General features: G+C 53.1%; 14 protein-coding genes. 7 read left to right on the forward strand and 7 right to left on the reverse strand.

Annotated elements, in window-relative coordinates; genetic code table 11:
• Positions 1-32 precede the first annotated feature (32 nt).
• The 6 genes from IRJ17_RS22095 to IRJ17_RS22120 all read left to right on the forward strand — a co-directional run bounded on the left by IRJ17_RS22095 (position 33) and on the right by IRJ17_RS22120 (position 5,979).
• Positions 33-1,067: a PucR family transcriptional regulator gene (locus tag IRJ17_RS22095; RefSeq protein ID WP_122965651.1), complete on the forward strand. Its 1,035-nt coding sequence runs from the start codon at positions 33-35 to the stop codon at positions 1,065-1,067.
• A 110-nt stretch (positions 1,068-1,177) separates the two neighbouring features.
• Positions 1,178-2,293 carry an ABC transporter ATP-binding protein gene (locus IRJ17_RS22100; protein ID WP_063227739.1) on the forward strand — a complete coding sequence of 372 codons (1,116 nt, stop codon included), beginning with the start codon at positions 1,178-1,180 and terminating at the stop codon, positions 2,291-2,293.
• A 156-nt stretch (positions 2,294-2,449) separates the two neighbouring features.
• A complete protein-coding gene (locus tag IRJ17_RS22105) occupies positions 2,450-3,226 on the forward strand; it encodes a Cof-type HAD-IIB family hydrolase (RefSeq protein ID WP_122965650.1) in 777 nt (258 codons plus the stop codon).
• 19 nt (positions 3,227-3,245) lie between these two features.
• Positions 3,246-3,878, forward strand: coding sequence for a trimeric intracellular cation channel family protein (locus IRJ17_RS22110; protein ID WP_122965649.1), 633 nt, complete (start codon positions 3,246-3,248; stop codon positions 3,876-3,878).
• A gap of 70 nt (positions 3,879-3,948) precedes the next feature.
• The gene (locus IRJ17_RS22115; protein ID WP_122965648.1) at positions 3,949-5,352 is read left to right on the forward strand and encodes a S8 family peptidase; all 1,404 of its coding nucleotides are present in this window, start codon (positions 3,949-3,951) and stop codon (positions 5,350-5,352) included.
• Positions 5,353-5,385: 33 nt separating this feature from the next.
• Positions 5,386-5,979, forward strand: a complete 594-nt coding sequence (locus IRJ17_RS22120) for an NAD(P)H-dependent oxidoreductase (protein ID WP_122965647.1) — start codon at positions 5,386-5,388, stop codon at positions 5,977-5,979.
• A gap of 29 nt (positions 5,980-6,008) precedes the next feature.
• On the opposite strand, the gene IRJ17_RS22125 is transcribed toward IRJ17_RS22120, so the two are convergent.
• From IRJ17_RS22125 to IRJ17_RS22155, 7 genes are all read right to left on the reverse strand, one after another.
• Positions 6,009-6,521, reverse strand: a complete 513-nt coding sequence (locus IRJ17_RS22125; RefSeq protein ID WP_063227734.1) for a DUF3907 family protein — start codon at positions 6,519-6,521, stop codon at positions 6,009-6,011.
• A 93-nt stretch (positions 6,522-6,614) separates the two neighbouring features.
• Positions 6,615-7,793, reverse strand: coding sequence for an ABC transporter permease (locus tag IRJ17_RS22130; RefSeq protein ID WP_173595976.1), 1,179 nt, complete (start codon positions 7,791-7,793; stop codon positions 6,615-6,617).
• The gene (locus IRJ17_RS22135) at positions 7,783-8,973 is read right to left on the reverse strand and encodes an HlyD family secretion protein (RefSeq protein WP_242771936.1); all 1,191 of its coding nucleotides are present in this window, start codon (positions 8,971-8,973) and stop codon (positions 7,783-7,785) included. Before IRJ17_RS22135 ends, IRJ17_RS22130 begins: the two co-directional genes overlap by 11 nt.
• Positions 8,974-9,013: 40 nt before the next feature.
• Positions 9,014-9,595 (reverse strand): TetR/AcrR family transcriptional regulator, encoded by a 582-nt coding sequence (locus IRJ17_RS22140; protein WP_122965644.1) that lies wholly within the window; start codon positions 9,593-9,595, stop codon positions 9,014-9,016.
• A 175-nt stretch (positions 9,596-9,770) separates the two neighbouring features.
• Positions 9,771-12,998, reverse strand: coding sequence for an AfsR/SARP family transcriptional regulator (locus tag IRJ17_RS22145; RefSeq protein ID WP_173595586.1), 3,228 nt, complete (start codon positions 12,996-12,998; stop codon positions 9,771-9,773).
• Positions 12,999-13,117: 119 nt separating this feature from the next.
• Complete coding sequence (locus IRJ17_RS22150) at positions 13,118-13,741, reverse strand: sporulation protein (RefSeq protein ID WP_122965886.1); 624 nt, start codon at positions 13,739-13,741, stop codon at positions 13,118-13,120.
• A gap of 65 nt (positions 13,742-13,806) precedes the next feature.
• Entirely contained in the window at positions 13,807-14,613 is an 807-nt protein-coding gene (locus IRJ17_RS22155) for a copper amine oxidase N-terminal domain-containing protein (protein ID WP_173599755.1), read from the reverse strand.
• A gap of 256 nt (positions 14,614-14,869) precedes the next feature.
• Here IRJ17_RS22155 and IRJ17_RS22160 point away from each other — a divergent pair, with 256 nt between their 5' ends.
• The gene (locus tag IRJ17_RS22160; RefSeq protein WP_242771939.1) at positions 14,870-17,029 is read left to right on the forward strand and encodes an exo-beta-N-acetylmuramidase NamZ domain-containing protein; all 2,160 of its coding nucleotides are present in this window, start codon (positions 14,870-14,872) and stop codon (positions 17,027-17,029) included.
• The last annotated feature ends 62 nt before the right edge of the window (positions 17,030-17,091 follow it).

Below are 17,091 nucleotides of genomic sequence, written 5' to 3' on the forward strand. Positions count from 1 at the left end.
GTACGCCAGTTGTTTGTGACGGAGGTCGTCTTGTGGAGAAATGGATGAGAGAAATCGAGCAAATCAAGCAAGTGACGAATTTGCCGATCATTTGTGTCAAAGTTTTGGAAGCCGAAATCAGCCAGACTCAACAAGAGTGGGAGCAAAAAGGCTGGGAGCTTGTTTCGCTTGGGTCAGAACACGAGATGGCCTATCTCGTTCTGATTGAATCGACACAGTGGCCCGCTACGTCCCGTTCTTTGTTGAGTCTGTTTTTTTCCCGCACGAAAGAAAACGCGCCTCTGACTCTTCACGAGCAGATTGCCGCGTGGTTGCAATCGTTTGTGACCGGAAGCCGACTGGCTCCGCCTGAGCGTCTTGACCTTGTTTGGCCGTGGAAAGAAGCGCGGCTCTCCTTTTTGCTCGAGCGCAGCCGCACAGAAGGCACGGGTACCTGGGAATCGCTGCAAAGCTGTCTGCACCCCTTTTTCCGGGAGACGACGGCTTACACGCCAGGTTCGTCCAGTCTCGCTTTCTTTCCATTAAGTCATGCTTATTCTGTCCTGTTGCTGCCTGTTTCTATCCTGGAAGGCTCCGAGGAGCAAGCCGATTTGCTGGAATGGGCATCCGGGCTGCACGATCTGATTTCTACGGAGTGGATGGAGCCTGTCCGCATTGTTGTCAGCGCCCCTGTGCATCGCCCTTCCGCTCTGGAAAAAACGGTTTACGGGCAGTTGCTGCTGTCTCGCACTCTCCAGCATTATCGCCCGCACGTCATGGTCGCTGGCGACTGGATGTATCCGCTGGAGCGCTGGGCTGCCTCGCTGCCGAAAGAAACCGCGAAGTCCATTGCCAATGAGCTGGCAAGTCTCATGTCCGTTCCGCAGATCAGTACGGAGCAGCTGGAAACGTTGGAAACGCTGTTTGCCCGCCAGTTGAACGTCAGCGAAACGGCACGTCAGCTCTTTTTGCATCGCAACACGCTGTTATACAGGCTCGACAAGCTGACGGAACAGACGGGGCTTGATCCGCGGCAGTTTCCCGATGCGGTGCTGCTCCAGCTGTATTTGCTCTTTCGGCAGCATTAACAAAACATTTTGTACATTTCGCCCATAGTCCAACTGTCTAAAAATTGTTACTCTTGCAAAAAGGTTATCCACGCTCTCGCTTTTTCAAAACTATAGGAGGTGCCTTTTCCATGGCAAAAGTGACACTGAACCACATATACAAACGGTACGCCGGAAACGTAACAGCGGTAGACGATTTTCATCTGGAGATTCAAGATCGCGAGTTTCTCGTTCTCGTCGGGCCATCGGGCTGCGGAAAGTCGACAACGTTGCGGATGATTGCCGGGCTGGAGGAAATTTCCGACGGTGACTTGTACATAGGCGATCGTCGCGTCAACGACGTCGCTCCGAAAGATCGGGATATCGCGATGGTTTTTCAGAGCTACGCCCTCTATCCGCACATGAACGTATACGAAAACATGGCGTTTGGCTTGAAGCTCCGCAAATTTTCCAAGAGCGATATCGATGCGCGCATTCAGGAAGCGGCCCGGATTCTCGATATTTCGCATTTGCTCGACCGCAAGCCGAAAGCGCTTTCCGGCGGTCAACGACAGCGTGTCGCGCTCGGTCGCGCCATCGTTCGCGAGCCGCAAGTCTTTTTGATGGACGAACCGTTGTCCAACCTCGACGCCAAGCTGCGCGTCCAGATGCGCACGGAAATCTTGAAGCTGCACCAACGCCTGAATACGACGATCATTTACGTCACCCATGACCAGACAGAGGCGATGACGATGGGCGACCGGATCGTCGTCATGAAAGACGGCTTGATCCAGCAAGTAGCGACGCCGAACGAGATTTACAACCATCCGGTCAATCTGTTCGTCGCAAGCTTCATCGGCTCCCCTGCGATGAACTTCGTCAAAGGACAGCTTTCCGAAAAAGACGGCGCCCTGTACTTCGACGCGGAAAACATCCACGTCCGCTTCCCGGACGACAAGGCGAAAATTTTGCGCGACAAAGGCTATGTAAACAAACCGGCCATCTTTGGCATTCGTCCGGAAGACATTTACAGCGATGCTGCGTTCATGGAAGCCAATCCGTTTGAAAGCACGCTGGAAGCACAGGTCGAAGTAGTGGAAAACATGGGCTCCGAGCTGTATGTTTACTTCCATAATATCGGGAACACGCAAATGGTGGCCCGCGTAGATTCCCGTGAAGAGCTGAAGCCAAAAATGACGGTCAAACTCGCCATGGACCTTTCCAAATGTCATCTATTTGACAGCGAGACGGAAGTGGCTGTATTCTAATAGCGAAGTGAAAAGGAATGTCTTTTCCGACATTCCTTTTTCTGTTGTCTTCAAACGTTTCAAACGCTTAGGCGGCGCCTGTATGGCCGCTTGTTTTTCGTGCATGTTGCTCGTTTTTCGCGGCGCTATTATAAAGAGAAAGAGTGGAGAGAACAAATGGCGTACAAAATTGTCTTTTTTGACATCGACGGTACTTTGCTGAACACGGAACACGCCATCCCGCAATCAACGGTGGACGCCGTAAACAGACTGAGGCAAAACGGGATTCGGGTGGCAATTGCCACTGGCCGCTCCCCCTATCACCTGATGCCGATCGCCAAACAGCTTGGCATCGATACATTCATCGGGTTTAACGGCTCTTACGTGGTGAGCGAGCAAAAGGTGATTCACCATACCCCTTTTGCCACTTCGACCTTGGCCGAGCTGGAACAGTTGGCACATGGGCACGAGCACCCTATGGTGTTTTTGAGCCATGAACAATGCTATGCGAATGCAGCCGATCATCCGCACGTGATTGACTCGTTTGATTTCCTGCGCTTGCCGGCCCCGGCACACCATGACCGCTACTGGGAAGTCGCTCCGATCTACCAGGCGTTTCTATACTGCACAGCAGAAGAAGAAGCGGTTTATACCGAAAAATTTGCGCAAGTGTCGTATGTGCGCTGGCACAATCGCGTCCTCGACATTCTGCCAAAAGGCGGTTCGAAAGCGCGTGGCATTGAAGCGATCCTGAAGCATGAAGGACTGACGCCTGCTGATGCTGTCGCATTCGGAGACGGGCTTAACGACAGGGAAATGCTGTCTTACGTCGGAATGGGTGTCGCTATGGGAAATGCGCATGAAGAACTGAAGCCTTTTGCCAATATGGTGACCCGCCACGTAAACGAAGACGGCATCCGACACGGCTTGTTGCAACTTGGATTGATCAATTAGGAAGGACGTTGAAGAATACATGTCTTGGGAATGGTTTAACATCGTTGGCACTGTAGCGTTCGTGATCAGCGGCGCTATTATTGCCATGGAGGAAGAGTACGACATCTTGGGGGTAATCGTTCTCGGAATGGCAACCGCATTCGGCGGTGGGATCATGCGGAATATTTTGCTCGGAATCCCGCTCACTGCTTTTTGGAATCAAGGCACACTGTTTACGATCGCACTCATATCCATGCTTATCGTCTTTGTTCTGCCGCATAAGTACCTTGGCTTGTGGAATCGCTGGGGAATGTTTTTCGACGCGGTCGGGCTTTCTGCGTTTGCCATTCAAGGTGCGCTTTATGCGACACAAATGAATTATCCGCTTAGCGCCACGATTGTGGCAGCGGTACTGACTGGAATTGGCGGCGGAATTATCCGCGATGTTCTCGCAGGCCGCAAGCCTTTGGTTTTCCAGGAAGAAATCTACGCAGTCTGGGCCATGGCTGCCGGAGTGGCGGTCGGCATGAAGTGGGCATCGACAGTCGGCGAGATGTACACGCTGTTCAGCGTCATTATTGCTTGCCGAATGGTTTCCGTCTATCAAGGCTGGAAGCTTCCGCGCCGCTCGCTTCGTCCGGTGCCCGTTCGCCCTTTTGACAACCGAATGTAAGCTATTTCCTTCATAATCACTCTCTCCGTGTGCACGCTATAGTCATCAGCACTGGAGGGAGTGAGTTTTTTTGCGCGTCTTGCCCCCAATTATCGCCGCCCTAGCCCTGGTTGGTCTGGTCGTCATCCCCTACCGCCATCATCAAAATGCAGAGCAGGAAATGCGCGAACCTCATCCCCGCGTCACTTCCGTCGAGGCGAGCATACCGCGAATCAACTATATCGAGCAGGTCAAGGACATTCGCAGAGATCTGGAAAAGAAAAGCCACATCCAAACGCTGCATCACAACCCGCGTGACCGCAGCCACTACGTCGAGCATGAAGTCGTCGTCCGTTTCTCACCGCGACCGGAGCAGAAAAAAATCGACGAGCTGGTTGCGTCGCTGGATGCCAAAATCAAGCGCGATTTTGAGCAATTTCTGATCATCAAATCCAAAAGCCTGACGACCAAACAACTGATGAAAAAGCTCGCCGAGCACCCTGATTCCGTGTTTGCCGAACCGAACTATTTGCTGCTCCCCAATCGCAAACCGAATGATACGTACTACACCGAATACCAGTGGAATTTGCCTTTAATCGGCATGGAGCAAAGCTGGGATGTGAGCGAAGGCAGCAGCGACGTCATCGTGGCCGTCGTCGATACAGGCGTCGATCTCAAACATCCCGAGTTCGCCGGGAAGCTGGTCGAAGGCTACAACGTGCTCACCGACAACAACAAGCCGGAAGACGACAACGGTCACGGAACACACGTCTCAGGCGTCATCGCAGCCAAGACGAACAACGCCGACGGAATTGCCGGCATGTCGTGGAACAGCAAGCTGATGCCGATTAAAGCAATCGGCGCAGACGGCTCAGGGTCAGCCGTGGATATCGCCCAGGGCATTTACTGGGCTACCGACCACGGTGCCGATGTCATCAACCTCAGCGTCGGCAACTATACCTCTTCCGCCGCTTTGAAAGAAGCATGCCGCTACGCCTTCGAGAAAAATGTCATCCTCGTAGCTGCTTCCGGCAATGACGCGACCAACCAGCCGAGCTACCCGGCTGCTTATGACGAAGTGCTCGCCGTAGCTGCGGTCGATCACCGCAAAGAACGCGCCGATTTCTCCAACTTTGGCGATTACGTGGATGTAGCCGCTCCTGGCGTCGATATTCCCAGCACGTACATTTACAGCGACTACGCTTCGCTCTCCGGCACTTCGATGGCTTGCCCGCATGTCGCTGCTCTTGCCTCACTGGTGCGTTCTGTCCATCCGGATATGAAAAACCGTGATGTGATGGAGCTGATTCGCCAGTCCGCAACAGACCTCGGCGCTCCTGGTCACGACCAGCTTTACGGATACGGGATGATCAACGTCAATCAGACGCTGCGGCAAGCCAAACCAGCAAAACCGGCCCGCGCCGAAACGAAGCAGACGACGGTAGGCGGACTGCTGAACAAGTTTTTCATGCGCCTGCGCTTCGGGTTCGAATAGACAGTCTAACCGATATATACGGAGGGATGGAGTATGAAAGCATGCATCGTGTTTGCCCAGGAAGGAAAAGAGAGCTTTTGCCATGCCATACTCGACCGCGTCACCCAGACGTTGCAGAAGCAAAACATCGCTTATGACGTGCGCGATTTGTATCAAATGAAGTTTCAGCCTGTTTTTCAGGCGGCTGACATGCAAAAAGTGTCGAACGGCACTGCATCTGCTGATGTCATGACTGAACAGGAGCTGATTTCAGAAGCTGACCTGCTCGTGATGATTTACCCTGTCTGGTGGTGGTCGGCTCCCGCCATTCTCAAAGGCTATATCGACCGGGTATTCACCAACGGCTTTGCTTTTCGTTACGAGGCCCACGGCCCTGTCGGCCTGTTGAAAAACAAGCAGGCTATCGTCATTACGACGACGAGGGAATCCGAGCCGGAAATGAAAAAGACAGGCTTCGACGATGTAGTGAAAAAGCAAATCGTCGATGGCAGCTTGTCGATGATCGGCTACGATGTCACTTACCGCAATTTCGCTGCTGTCCCATACGTGGACGACGCTGCCCGCCAAGGCATGCTTGCGGAAGTCGAGAGTATCGTCACGGCGATTCACCAGCCAGTCGGCGTTTGAAAGCAGGGAAAGCACAAAAAAGCACAGGTTTACGCCTGTGCTTTTTCTCTTTCCAATCGTTTTTTCGCTATATAGTCATTTTCATAATATTGCAGTTCATCGCGCATTTGCTCAAAAACTCTCGACAAGGACAAGGTCAGTTGCTCCAACTCCGGTGTGACCTGCTTGCGGAAGATAATACAGTCCTGGCCTGTGTAAGCATAGCGTCCGTCTTCCTCGTACACTTCGCCTTTTGGATAATAGAAGTAATTGATGCAGGTGTGGTACACCTGATACAGCACTTCTTCGGCAAAGTCTTCGTTGAACCTTGCCCGGCGCAAAGATACTCCCAGCCTGTCGTACGCATTTTCACAGTAGACGAGCAAGTGGCGCAAATCGGACAGATAAGTTCTGTAGTAAGATTCAAACTCTTCCGGGTCCCCCGATGCAGATACAAGACTAGACAAGGTAACCTGATTGAGATAACGCTCCAGTTCCATGCTTACCTTTTTCAACTTGGTGTACGTCTCTTCGCACAATTGCTTCAGATGAGTCGCTGACATAATGTCCCCCTTGCGTTGAAGAATCTGCCTTTTTTAAGTAAGTATATAGGAAAGATTCTTTACAACACAAGGGTTTCTTTTCTGCAAATCTCGCTAAACCGTTGTCGTTTCGGCAATGGTTTCCTTTTTTTTCCTTGTCTGTAACAAGTATATGCAATAGGCCGAGAACAGACCGAGCAAGATCATGAAGCCCAAAACAACCAGGTCGTGCGTGACGTAGGACAGCCCGTGACCTTTGCTCAAGATTTCTCTGACGCCGTTCAAAAAGTAGGTGAGCGGCAAAGATTTACCAATCGCAGCGACCGCAGTCGGCATTGATGCCAGCGGCCATGTAAAGCCGGACAGCATGAACGAAGGAACGGCAATCATCATCGCAACTTGTGTCGCTTGCAGCTGGTCTTTGGAGAAGAAAGAAATCGCGTACCCGATGGCGAGCACGGCCAGGTTAAAGGCGGTTGCGATCAGCATCAAGTCAAGGGTGCTGCCGTAGTACGGGATTTCGAACCCTTTGAGCAGCAGTACGAAGCCCAAAAATACGTTCAAGGTTCCTGCGAGGAAATAAGGCAGCAGCTTGCTTGCCGTGATCGCCCAGAAGCTGTGGGATCTCAGCGTGTCCTGCCACGTTCCTTCTTCCTTCTGTTGCGCTACTGACAGGGCGATGCCGAGAAACAACACCTGTTGAAATACCGTTCCTGTCAAACCGAAAACCATGAAGGACATGTAGCTGAAAGTCGGATTGTACAGCACGCGATAGCGATAGTCGATTCCGGTGAAAAGATTTACCCCTTCTTCGCCCCAACTGCCTTTCGCCTCCATTTTTTTCAGCGTGGCGCCTGCGGACACCGACTTGACGACCGTGCTCGCTGCGCGGACAGCGGTGTTGGAAATCATCATGTTGCTGCCGTCAATGACCGTCAATACTTCGGCTGACCGTCCAGCCTTGACGTTCTTCTCCAGCTCGGCGGGAATGATCAAGGCAATATTGGCCTCGCCCTTGTCAATCAGCCGCATCGCTTCCTCTTCGGTGCCTACGATAGATGTAACCTGAAACGTCTGATCGACCTCAAACGCCCGATACAGCTCGCGGCTCAGCTCTGACTGATCCGCGTCCACCATGACGGTCGGAATGTGCATCACTTTCTTTTCACTGTACAAAAAGCCAAACAGGGTCAAGTAAATGATCGGTACGAGAAAAATGACGTTGCGGATTGTTTTGTTCGCAAACATGTTTTTCCATTCGCTTAAAAAGAGCCGGGAGAAATCACTCACTATGAACAGCTCCTTCGATCTTCCACTCGACCGTCAAACCTGGCCGCAGCTCTGGATCAGCCAGGAACAGCTTCACCTGGAAGGAACGAATGTCGCGATCGCCCAACTCCTGTGTCGCCTTTTTCACCGCAAAATCAGCTGCTGGTGCAATCGTGGCGATTTTCGCTTCCACTTCCCGTTTCAAGGCTGGCACGTACAGTTTGACCGTATCGCCTGTCTTGATTTGCCCCAGCGTGTATTCGTTCACGTAAAGCTTCACGTAGTTATCGGATTTTGCCTGAATGGTCAAAACGGTAAAGCCTTGTACAACCAGCTCGCCTTGTTGCACCGCAACAGATTTGACGACTCCGTCCATCGGCGCAACCAGCTTCGTGTTGTTCAAATACGCTTCAATCTCAGCCAAAGCTCCTTTGGCTTGCAGTACACCCGCTTCAGCCGATTTCACGTCCAGCTCCTTCAATCCTACTTGACCGCGTGCGGCTACGGCTTGCTTGTAAGCTGCTTTCGCCTGATCAAGCTGAGCTTGCGCTGCGTCTACTTGCTCGCGGCGTGCCCCTGTGGTAGCCATTTTCAACTGCTCGTCGGCTGCCTTCAGTTCTGCGCTTGCTTTTTCTGCCTGCATTTGCGCTTCCTCGACTTTTACCTGGGGAACGGCTCCCTCTTTCAGCAGTTTGTTCATCCGCTCCAGGTTGGAAGCGGCGATCTGATTGGATGTTTGGGCTGCCTGCAACTTGGCTTTCAGCTGGGAAATTTCCTCGGCGCGCGCTCCGTTTTTGTTTGCCGCCAGTTGAGCCTGTGCCGAGCTGACGACTGCTTGCGCCTGATCGACCTGAGCGTCACTGGAGCTGTCCGTCAAGGAAACACCTTTTTTCGCTTGATCGAGCTTCACTTGCGCCAGGCGATAGGCTGCTTCGGCTTGTTCCTTTTTCGCCAGCAACTCTTCACTGTTCAAGGTAGCGACCAGTTGGCCTGCCTTTACTTCATCGCCTTCTTTGAAAGCGATCTGCTCGATCGATCCGCCCATTTTAAAGGAAAGATCGACTTCCGTTCCCTCCACGACGCCTGTCACTTGTGTCGCCTTTTGCCCTGCCAGGCTGCTTCCGCCAGACCCGAGCAAAACCGTTCCCAATACTGCAATTCCGGCTACAAATCCGGCTACCCCGATCCATGCACGTTTCTTCATTTTCGATTTCTCCTCTGTCTCTTTATGTGCTTGTTGTTTGTTATTGTTTCGTCTGCAACATGCCCGCCAGGAAGCAGCGCAGCGTATGTTTGTTTTCCGGCGTGTCCAGCGGTTCTTTGCGGTATTGTTTGCGAATGGCGGTAAAACCGACCATGCCGAACAACGCCGAGGCGAGCGTCCCGATTTCCACATCCGCTCGTATATACCCTTGCTCCTGCAATCGGGTCATGTAAGATTCCATCATCGTAAAATATCCCGTCAACAGCTTGGCGACGGTCAAATCGCGCTGCTCATCTCCCGTAAAGACACTGAGCAGCAGGAAGCACAGCTCGCGGTTTTCGGAAAAGAAGCGAAGATGCTCATCCAACACATTCAGCATGCGATCTTCCAAAGTCAGCTGTTCATTTTGCATCACACTATCGACATGGTAAATCAGCATCTTCACGCCTTTTTCAATCACGTACAAGAAAAGCTCCTCTTTGGTCGAGAAATGGTAGTAAAGCGTTCCTTTCGCCACCTGCGCCATTTCTGCAATCGCGTCCATCGTCGTTTCGCTGTAACCCAATTGGGCGAATGCTGTCAACGCTCCCTGAGCGATTTGATCCTTTTTCGAAGGTGCCATCACTCCCGTCCTCCTTATCGTCTTTGAACTGACTGGTCAGTACAAAAATTAGTTTACGAAACGCTCCTAGTTTTGTCAATAGGCCACTTTTCCATTCCGTTGCCAAACTTTTGCCCGGCGCGCAGGCAAGATGTTTCCTGCCCAAACGCAAAAAAGACCGCACGCATGCGGCCTTTCACTTTTCCCTGATGCGCCAATACGTCTCCTGCGTCGCCTGCATCGGAGCAACGCCGAGCTGTTCCTGAAGCTTCGCGACACATTTTTTGTACCAGCGGATCGCCTGGGTCCGGTTGTTTTGTTCATAATAGGCTGTCATCAGCAGCCGATACGCTTCTTCCCAGCAATCGTCCACGCGCAAGATCGCTTCACACCAGCGAATCGCCTGCTCCTGCTGGCCTTGTTCCAGCCTGATTTTTGCCAGCCGCTCCGCCCCGCGCAAAAACAGTGCCTGGACTCGCTCCCGCTCCTCGACGCACCATTCCTCGTAGCGGCACTCCGGCAAATACTCACCGAGGTAGTAACCCAAGCCTTTTTCGAGCAAAAGAGTGGCTTGGCGCACGTCCTGCTCGGACAGCCCGAGCGCGACCAGCTTTTCAAATTCCTCTACATCCAAAAGGTAGCCGGAAGCGAGGTTGAAGCCGTAAGAGCTGCCGTGACGCTGGATAAAAAACGTGTCCGATCGCGCGGCGCGGTCCGGCTCCAACGCTTTGTTCAGCGCATTCAGCGCCACTTTGAAGTCGCGAATCGCCGCTTCCTCGATACTGTCAGGCCACAGCCGATGCATGATTTCCTCGCGAGCCAACAAGTGGTGACGTTTCGTCAGCAAAAGCTGAAACAACAGCTTGGCCGTCCCGCGCTGCCACGCCTTTTCGCTCAGCTCCCGCTCTCCCAGCCAGACGCGAAACGCCCCCAAAGTCTGGATGCGCAGCGTATACCCGGGGTGGAACGTCACGTTTTGCAGCCCGAGGTCGTTCAAAAGCTGTGAGATGTAATCCGGCGATACTTTGCGCCGCTCCGCTTCCAGCAATATCGGCATCAGCTGCTGCACATCATACGGCGTGAGCAAGGTAGGGCGTTGCAGCAAAAAGGCGTATTCTCCCGTCTGCATCAACGACAACGCCTGCGTCACAGCCGGGACAAACAACTCCCAGCGCTTGCTCCGGTATGCCAAAAAGCTGAGCCATAACTGGCAGATCGCCACATGATAGCTGTCGCCGCAATGGCTCAACCGCTCGGAACAATCGCGAAACGTTTCCAATGCTTCTGCATCTTTGCCGTATTTGGCGTAGGCTATTCCAATCGCCATCCGAACCAGGCTGCCCAGCCAGTCGTCACGCATCGCTTCTGTCTCCGCAATCCCGCGCTTGCCGTACAAAAGCGCCTGATCAAGCGCCTTTTGACTGGCGTGATACAGCGTCAGACCGAGCAGCGTCTCCGATTTGCCGCGCGTCGACTGCAACTCTTCCATCATATGCAAACCTTTTTCGTACAGCTTGCGAATCTCGTCCGCAGGCAGTCCTTGACTGATTAGAGCGGCATGCGCTTTTCTCACGTAGCCGTTGGCCTCGACGAACGGAGAATGCGCCGCCCGTCCGAGCTGGATCGCCGTCTCTGCGGCCTCGAAGCCCCGCTCCCACTCTCCGTCCAACGCGTAGACAAAAGAAAGCAATAAGGACGTCTCCCGGTACGAGCGCGTCAAGGTCGGGTGTCTAGTCTGCTCCAGCTGCCACTTCGTTTCCAGCAGCTGGATGGACGATTGCAGCCGCCCCGTCCGGAACAACAGCCGCGATTCCAGCTCAACTTCTGTCTGCTGCTCCAGCTCCTGGCTCTTTTCATACCAGGCCGCTGCCTGCCTGGAATCGCCTCTGTTCGTATAAATTTCTGCCAACAGCCTGTACAGCCTCGGCGCCAGTTCGCTTTCCTGCTCCTGCACAGGCAACTGTTCGATCGCGCGCATCAGCAGCGCCTCTGCCTGCACCCCCTGAACGCTGTCCAGGTGTACTCTCGCTTTGCCTTCCAGCCCGCGGCATAACCCGATCCTGTCCTGCTTTTGCTCGCAAAACACTAGAAACTGCTCATACGAGGCAAACGCCTTGGCGTACAGACAGCGGTACCGCTCCACTTCCCCCTGATAAAACCAGAGCCAATGCTCCTCTGCTTTCACCGAGTCGGGCAATAAAGCCAGCCATTTGTACAAACCGTCCAGCACACCCGCGCTCAAAAACCGCTCTGCGGCCTGGCGAACCCAAGAGCCGAGCAAGTCCCAGCGCTCCAGCAGCCGCAAACGCTCAAATGCCTGTTCTTCCTCGCCTTTTCGCCGAAACCAGAGGGCTGCCGCCTGATTCACCCGCGTGTAAATGTCCTGATGCGAAGCGAGTTTACCGGATAACAGCCGCTGAAATAACGGATGAAAAAAATAGCGTTCCCGTTCGTCGACATGCAAAAAGAGATTGCTTCGCTTTGCCTCTTGCAGCATCTCCCCTGCTTTTGCCCCTAAAACTTGCCTGCCATCTTCCTCGGTGAACGTTTCAAGCGCCGCTGCCTCCATCAAGAAATGCTGCATGTCTTCTTTCAGCCCGACCCAGACATCCGCTTCCAGCAGGTGCAGCAGGCGGGACAGCTCATGCAAGCTATCCGACAGCTTGAAGCCTCTGGCAATTTTTTCACCGATGGACCGAAGCGCCATGACCCAGCCGCGCGTCACTTCCGCAACTTGCTGCCATTCGTCCTCGGTCAGTGCGATATCATACTGATCCGAGTAAAAGGCTTCGCTTTCTTCGATCGTAAACGCCAAATCATCGGTCGTAAGCTCCAGACACTCGCCTCGCGCTGTGAGTAATTCTAAATTTTTCCACACAGGGCGGATGCGTGTCAAAATCGCCAGCTTGACCTTGTGCGGCACATGCTGAACCAGCTCAGACACGAAACGGTCGATTTCGCTGTCGCCAGCCACTCGCTCGTAACGATCGAGCACAATCACAAACTGATCCGGCAGCCGTGCGCATTCCCTGGCAAACCAATCAGCGAAGCGCTTCCCGTTTTCCCCCTGCGCTGCTTTCGCGAAAGCAGCAGCGGACTTCGCTTCCTTTTCCTTTTCCAGCAACTCGCGAAGCGTCTGTCCAAAATCAGGTGCGACCCGCCGGACACTTTCCACCAGACACCACAAAAAGTCAGCTAACGCCGTATCCTCTTCTGCGATGAAATACCAAGAAGCGTTGCGGGACTCATCGTGCAAAAACGTGGCGAACGATGTTGTTTTGCCGTAGCCTGCTCCCGCGTGAATCAGACAGAGCTGCGCATGCGCAAGAAGCCGCAGCTTCCTCGCCAGGGCTGGGCGTCTGAGCACGTATGGCTTTTGCCCGGGGAGAGTAATTTTGGAAATGGGTACCTGGAATTGACTCATGCGTTGCACTCCTTGCCGTTCTCCTACTCTTCCAGACTATTTCCCCATTTCTTGCAAAACTCCTGCCATCGTGCGCCGATCGACAAAAAGCCCACCCGGGCAGCCAGGTGGTTCTTCTGTCAGTCAACGAGATTGTAACCTTTGACGCTATAACCGATATCATTGAGCAGCAGTTGAAATTCTTCATTGTTGATTTCCTCGCCGCGCAAGATTCGTTCATGCAAATCGGCAATGCGATCGTAAATCGCCCGGTTGGTGGACACGTACATCAGATTGAACCGGGATTCAGTCTGTAGCCTGCCCCTCATCCGGTCCACTACCCGCTTTTGCAGCGCATCGGTATGTCCGTTGTCGTTGCGGACGATCTTGCCTGGCGTATAAGGGATGGTCGGACGCGGGTTGACCTCGTCTGGCTTTGGCGTATCTACTGGCAACACACCGACGAGCAGGTTGTCTTTGTAAGCCAACACTTTAATATCGACGACTCCCGGTATTTTTTCCGCATGCCGCTCCAGATACGAGACGAGATGAGGCTCCCGGTTATGGACCATTTTTTGGCTGATCATCGCTGCCGGACCTTTGTCCATCCCTGCGTTGTCATTGCGATAGTTGATGCCATACGATTCGAATTTTGCCTGATTCCCGCCCCGATCTTCGGTGCCTTGTTCTTTGTTTGGCGAACATCCTGTCACCAAGCCCGCGATCAGAAGAGACGCACAGATGCTTACACAAAATCGCTTCAACAAAAAACACCTCCTTGCACATAGTGTGGTGTGCAGGAGGTGTTCTTACTCAGGAAGTGGCTCCCTTAATCAACGGAGACAAATTCCCCTTCATAAGTATCTTTCTTGCCGTCCTTCTCGGCTTTGACCGTAAATTGACGGATGCCGTCTTCAGCGTCGCCAATAAATTCGAACGTGCCATCTGCTTTTACTTCCGCTTCATACGACTCATCGCCGATGACTACAATAACCTCAGATTTCGGGTCCACTTTTCCGGTTACTTGGTACAGACCGATCTGGAAAAGGGAGCTTGTCTTTCCGACAACACTTTCATCGTTGATCAAGACAACCTGATCAGGCTTTTTCTCTTCGCCAGTCGTCGGTTTTGTCGGTTGCGGAGTTTGCGGCTGGCCTGGCTGTGTCGTTTGCTGATCGGCAATGAGCACTGTTTGGGAAGCCGGGTCCCAGTCCACTTTGTAGCTCAGCGCTTCAGCGATAAAGCGAACAGGCACGACCGTGCGCTGGTTGACAATTTGCGCAGGCACATCGAGATTGATGGTTTGTCCATTTTTCTTCGCAATTTTTTGCGTTACGACGAGGCGAATGTTATCGTTGCCTTTATCGATGGTCACGGTTCTTGTTTTTTCATTCCAATCGACTTTGAATCCGAGGGACTCTGCAATGGGACGAATCGGTACAAGTGTACGGCTATCACGGATCACAGGCTTTTGATCCGGGAATACAATCTCTTTTTTATTGTACTCGACTTTGATGGCAGCTTGCGCAGGCGCTGCCGCAGCAGAAAAGGCCGCCATAGGCACCAGGGCAACAGCCAACATGAATGACGTAATTTTTTTCAGCAAAATGTCCACTCCGTTTCCAATAAGATTCACACGATTCTTAATCTACTATAGGATAGCAACCGTTTCAAGGCATTCCTCGAATCAGCCCACCAAGATCGTACTGTTAATTGTAGAAGGAAGGGACTGAATGGACAAGCAGGATAGCGCTGGAAACGGTAAAAAACGACGATATTCCTCTATCTTTTGACCTAATTTCAAATTGTTACAAAAATACAACCATATTCCTCCCAAAACGCGTTACAATGAAGCAAGAAACGACAGTATTTTTTCGAAAGAGGCAATGATGATGAAAAAGTTTATTCCTTTTCTTATCCTCGCATTGATCTTGACCATGATCCCTCCCGGCGGCAGTTCTGCCAATACGACTGCGGTTCAACTGGGAAGCGATTTGTTGTTTGACCGCTTTCATCAGCTGATTGAGGGGAAAAACGTCGGGCTGATCACGAATCAAACCGGAATCAACAGTCAGGGAGCGAGCACGATCGACCTGTTGCGGCGCGACCGCTCTGTCAAACTCACGGCTCTTTTCGCCCCGGAGTATGGCCTGGACGGCAAAGAGCAGGTCGGCACTCAGGCGAAGAGCTACACCCATCCGGTTTACGGGATTCCTGTCTACAGCTTGTACGGCTCGACTCGCCAGCCGACGCCGGAGATGATGGGGCATTTTGACACTTTGCTCGTCGACTTGCAAGATACAGGCTCCCGAACGTATACGTACATATCGACACTCCACTACGCCATGGCTGCGGCGAAGGAACAAGGCAAACGAATCGTCGTGCTCGATCGCCCGAATCCGCTTGGCGGCACAATCGTGGAGGGACCAGTCCTGGAAAAACCTTATCAATCGTTCATCGGCATCGACGAGCTGCCTCTCGCTCACGGGATGACCATCGGCGAGCTTGCCCTGTTCTTCAACCGCTCGATCGGCGCTGATTTGTATGTCGTTCCGATGGAAGGCTACACGCGCGGCATGACCTACCCCGATACGGGGCTGAAATGGGTGCCAAGCTCCCCGCACCTTCCTGACCTGAGGTCCGTCTACGGGTACATGGCTACCGGACTCGGCGAAGGCACACCGGTCAAGCAAGCGGACAACTTTGCCTGGATCGGCGCGGAAGGCATCGATTCCGTCCAGTTCGCCGACTTGTTGAACGGCAGCTTGCTGCCTGGCGTGCTTTTTCTCCCTGAGAAGAAGGAAAACGCTGGCGGCGTGCGCCTGCACATCCACGATTCGCGCGTTTTCAATCCGGTTCGCACAGGTCTGTACGCGCTTGCCTACGCGCGACAGCTTCAGCCGTTTGCGGTTCCACAGAGCACCGAGAAAGAAATCACGATGTTCGATCAAGTCATGGGCACCAGCAAAATCGCCCAATTGCTTGCCCAAGGCAAAAGCCCGCAAGAAATCGTCGCTTCCTATGCAGAAGCGCTGGGCAAATTCGTCGAGCTGCGCAAAAGCTTTTTAATCTATGGGGAGACGCCGTTCGTGCCGTCTGGAGCGATTCATAGTCCGTACGCTGCTCCGGTCCCGGCCAAACCACCTGTTCCACCTGCACCGCCTGCTGGCAAGCCTGGAACCGTTACGCCACCAGCTCCAAGCATTCCAGAGCCTGCCAAGCCACCTGGTACGAACACTCCGGCTCCAAGCACGCCAGAGCCTGCCAAGCCGCCTGGTACGAACACTCCGGCTCCAAGCACGCCAGAGCCTGCCAAGCCGCCTGGTACGAACACTCCGGCTCCCAAGCCGCCTGCACCAGCGCAGAAGCCGCCAGCAGTCCCTGCACCAAAGCCTGGCGACAAGATCGCGTATTTGACTTTTGACGATGGCCCTTCTCCGGTAACACCGCAAATTTTGGATACGCTGAAAAAAAATCAGGTCAAAGCTACTTTCTTCATCGTCGGAAGAAATGTGCCCGGCCACGAAGCGATTCTGAAACGAATTGTGGCAGAAGGCCATGCTATCGGTGGTCATACGTACTCGCATGACTACAAGATTGTGTACAAAAGCATGGAAGCCTTTTTTGCCGATCTGGAAAAAGGCAACCAGCTGATCGAAAAAGCAACGGGAGTCAAGCCCGTCCTGTTCCGCTATCCGGGCGGCAGCACCAACACCGTCAGCCTCAAATACCAGGATACGAAACGATACAGCAAGCAAGCGCCTGTCATGAACGCCATTAAAGCCGAAGCGAACAAAAGAGGCTATACGTTCATCGACTGGAATGTGACCAACGGCGACGCCCGCAGCAATAAATATACAGCCCAGCAAGCTCTCGCCAACGTCAAGGCGCAAGTAAAGGCCCAAAAAGAAATTGTCGTGCTCATGCACGATGCGAGCACGAAAACACCTACGGCCCAGGCACTGCCTGAAGTAATCGCCTTTTTGAAAGCAAAAGGCTACCGCTTTGAAGCAATCCACCCTGACCAGCCGACTGTGTCTCATGTGAAATAGGATACAGGCAAAAAAACCCGCCCGACAGCCGAAACATCCGGTGATCGAGCGGGTTTTTTGTT

Source organism: Brevibacillus parabrevis, assembly GCF_022701015.1.
Taxonomy (GTDB): domain Bacteria; phylum Bacillota; class Bacilli; order Brevibacillales; family Brevibacillaceae; genus Brevibacillus; species Brevibacillus parabrevis.

Excerpts from the sequence above, each read along its gene's own strand:
- IRJ17_RS22110 (WP_122965649.1), top strand. The coding sequence starts at position 3,246 with ATGTCTTGGGAATGGTTTAACATCGTTGGCACTGTAGCGTTCGTGATC.
- IRJ17_RS22105 (WP_122965650.1), top strand. The coding sequence starts at position 2,450 with ATGGCGTACAAAATTGTCTTTTTTGACATCGACGGTACTTTGCTGAAC.
- IRJ17_RS22135 (WP_242771936.1), bottom strand. The coding sequence starts at position 8,973 with ATGAAGAAACGTGCATGGATCGGGGTAGCCGGATTTGTAGCCGGAATT.
- IRJ17_RS22125 (WP_063227734.1), bottom strand. The coding sequence starts at position 6,521 with ATGTCAGCGACTCATCTGAAGCAATTGTGCGAAGAGACGTACACCAAG.
- IRJ17_RS22120 (WP_122965647.1), top strand. The coding sequence starts at position 5,386 with ATGAAAGCATGCATCGTGTTTGCCCAGGAAGGAAAAGAGAGCTTTTGC.
- IRJ17_RS22100 (WP_063227739.1), top strand. The coding sequence starts at position 1,178 with ATGGCAAAAGTGACACTGAACCACATATACAAACGGTACGCCGGAAAC.
- IRJ17_RS22160 (WP_242771939.1), top strand. The coding sequence starts at position 14,870 with ATGAAAAAGTTTATTCCTTTTCTTATCCTCGCATTGATCTTGACCATG.
- IRJ17_RS22145 (WP_173595586.1), bottom strand. The coding sequence starts at position 12,998 with ATGAGTCAATTCCAGGTACCCATTTCCAAAATTACTCTCCCCGGGCAA.
- IRJ17_RS22140 (WP_122965644.1), bottom strand. The coding sequence starts at position 9,595 with ATGGCACCTTCGAAAAAGGATCAAATCGCTCAGGGAGCGTTGACAGCA.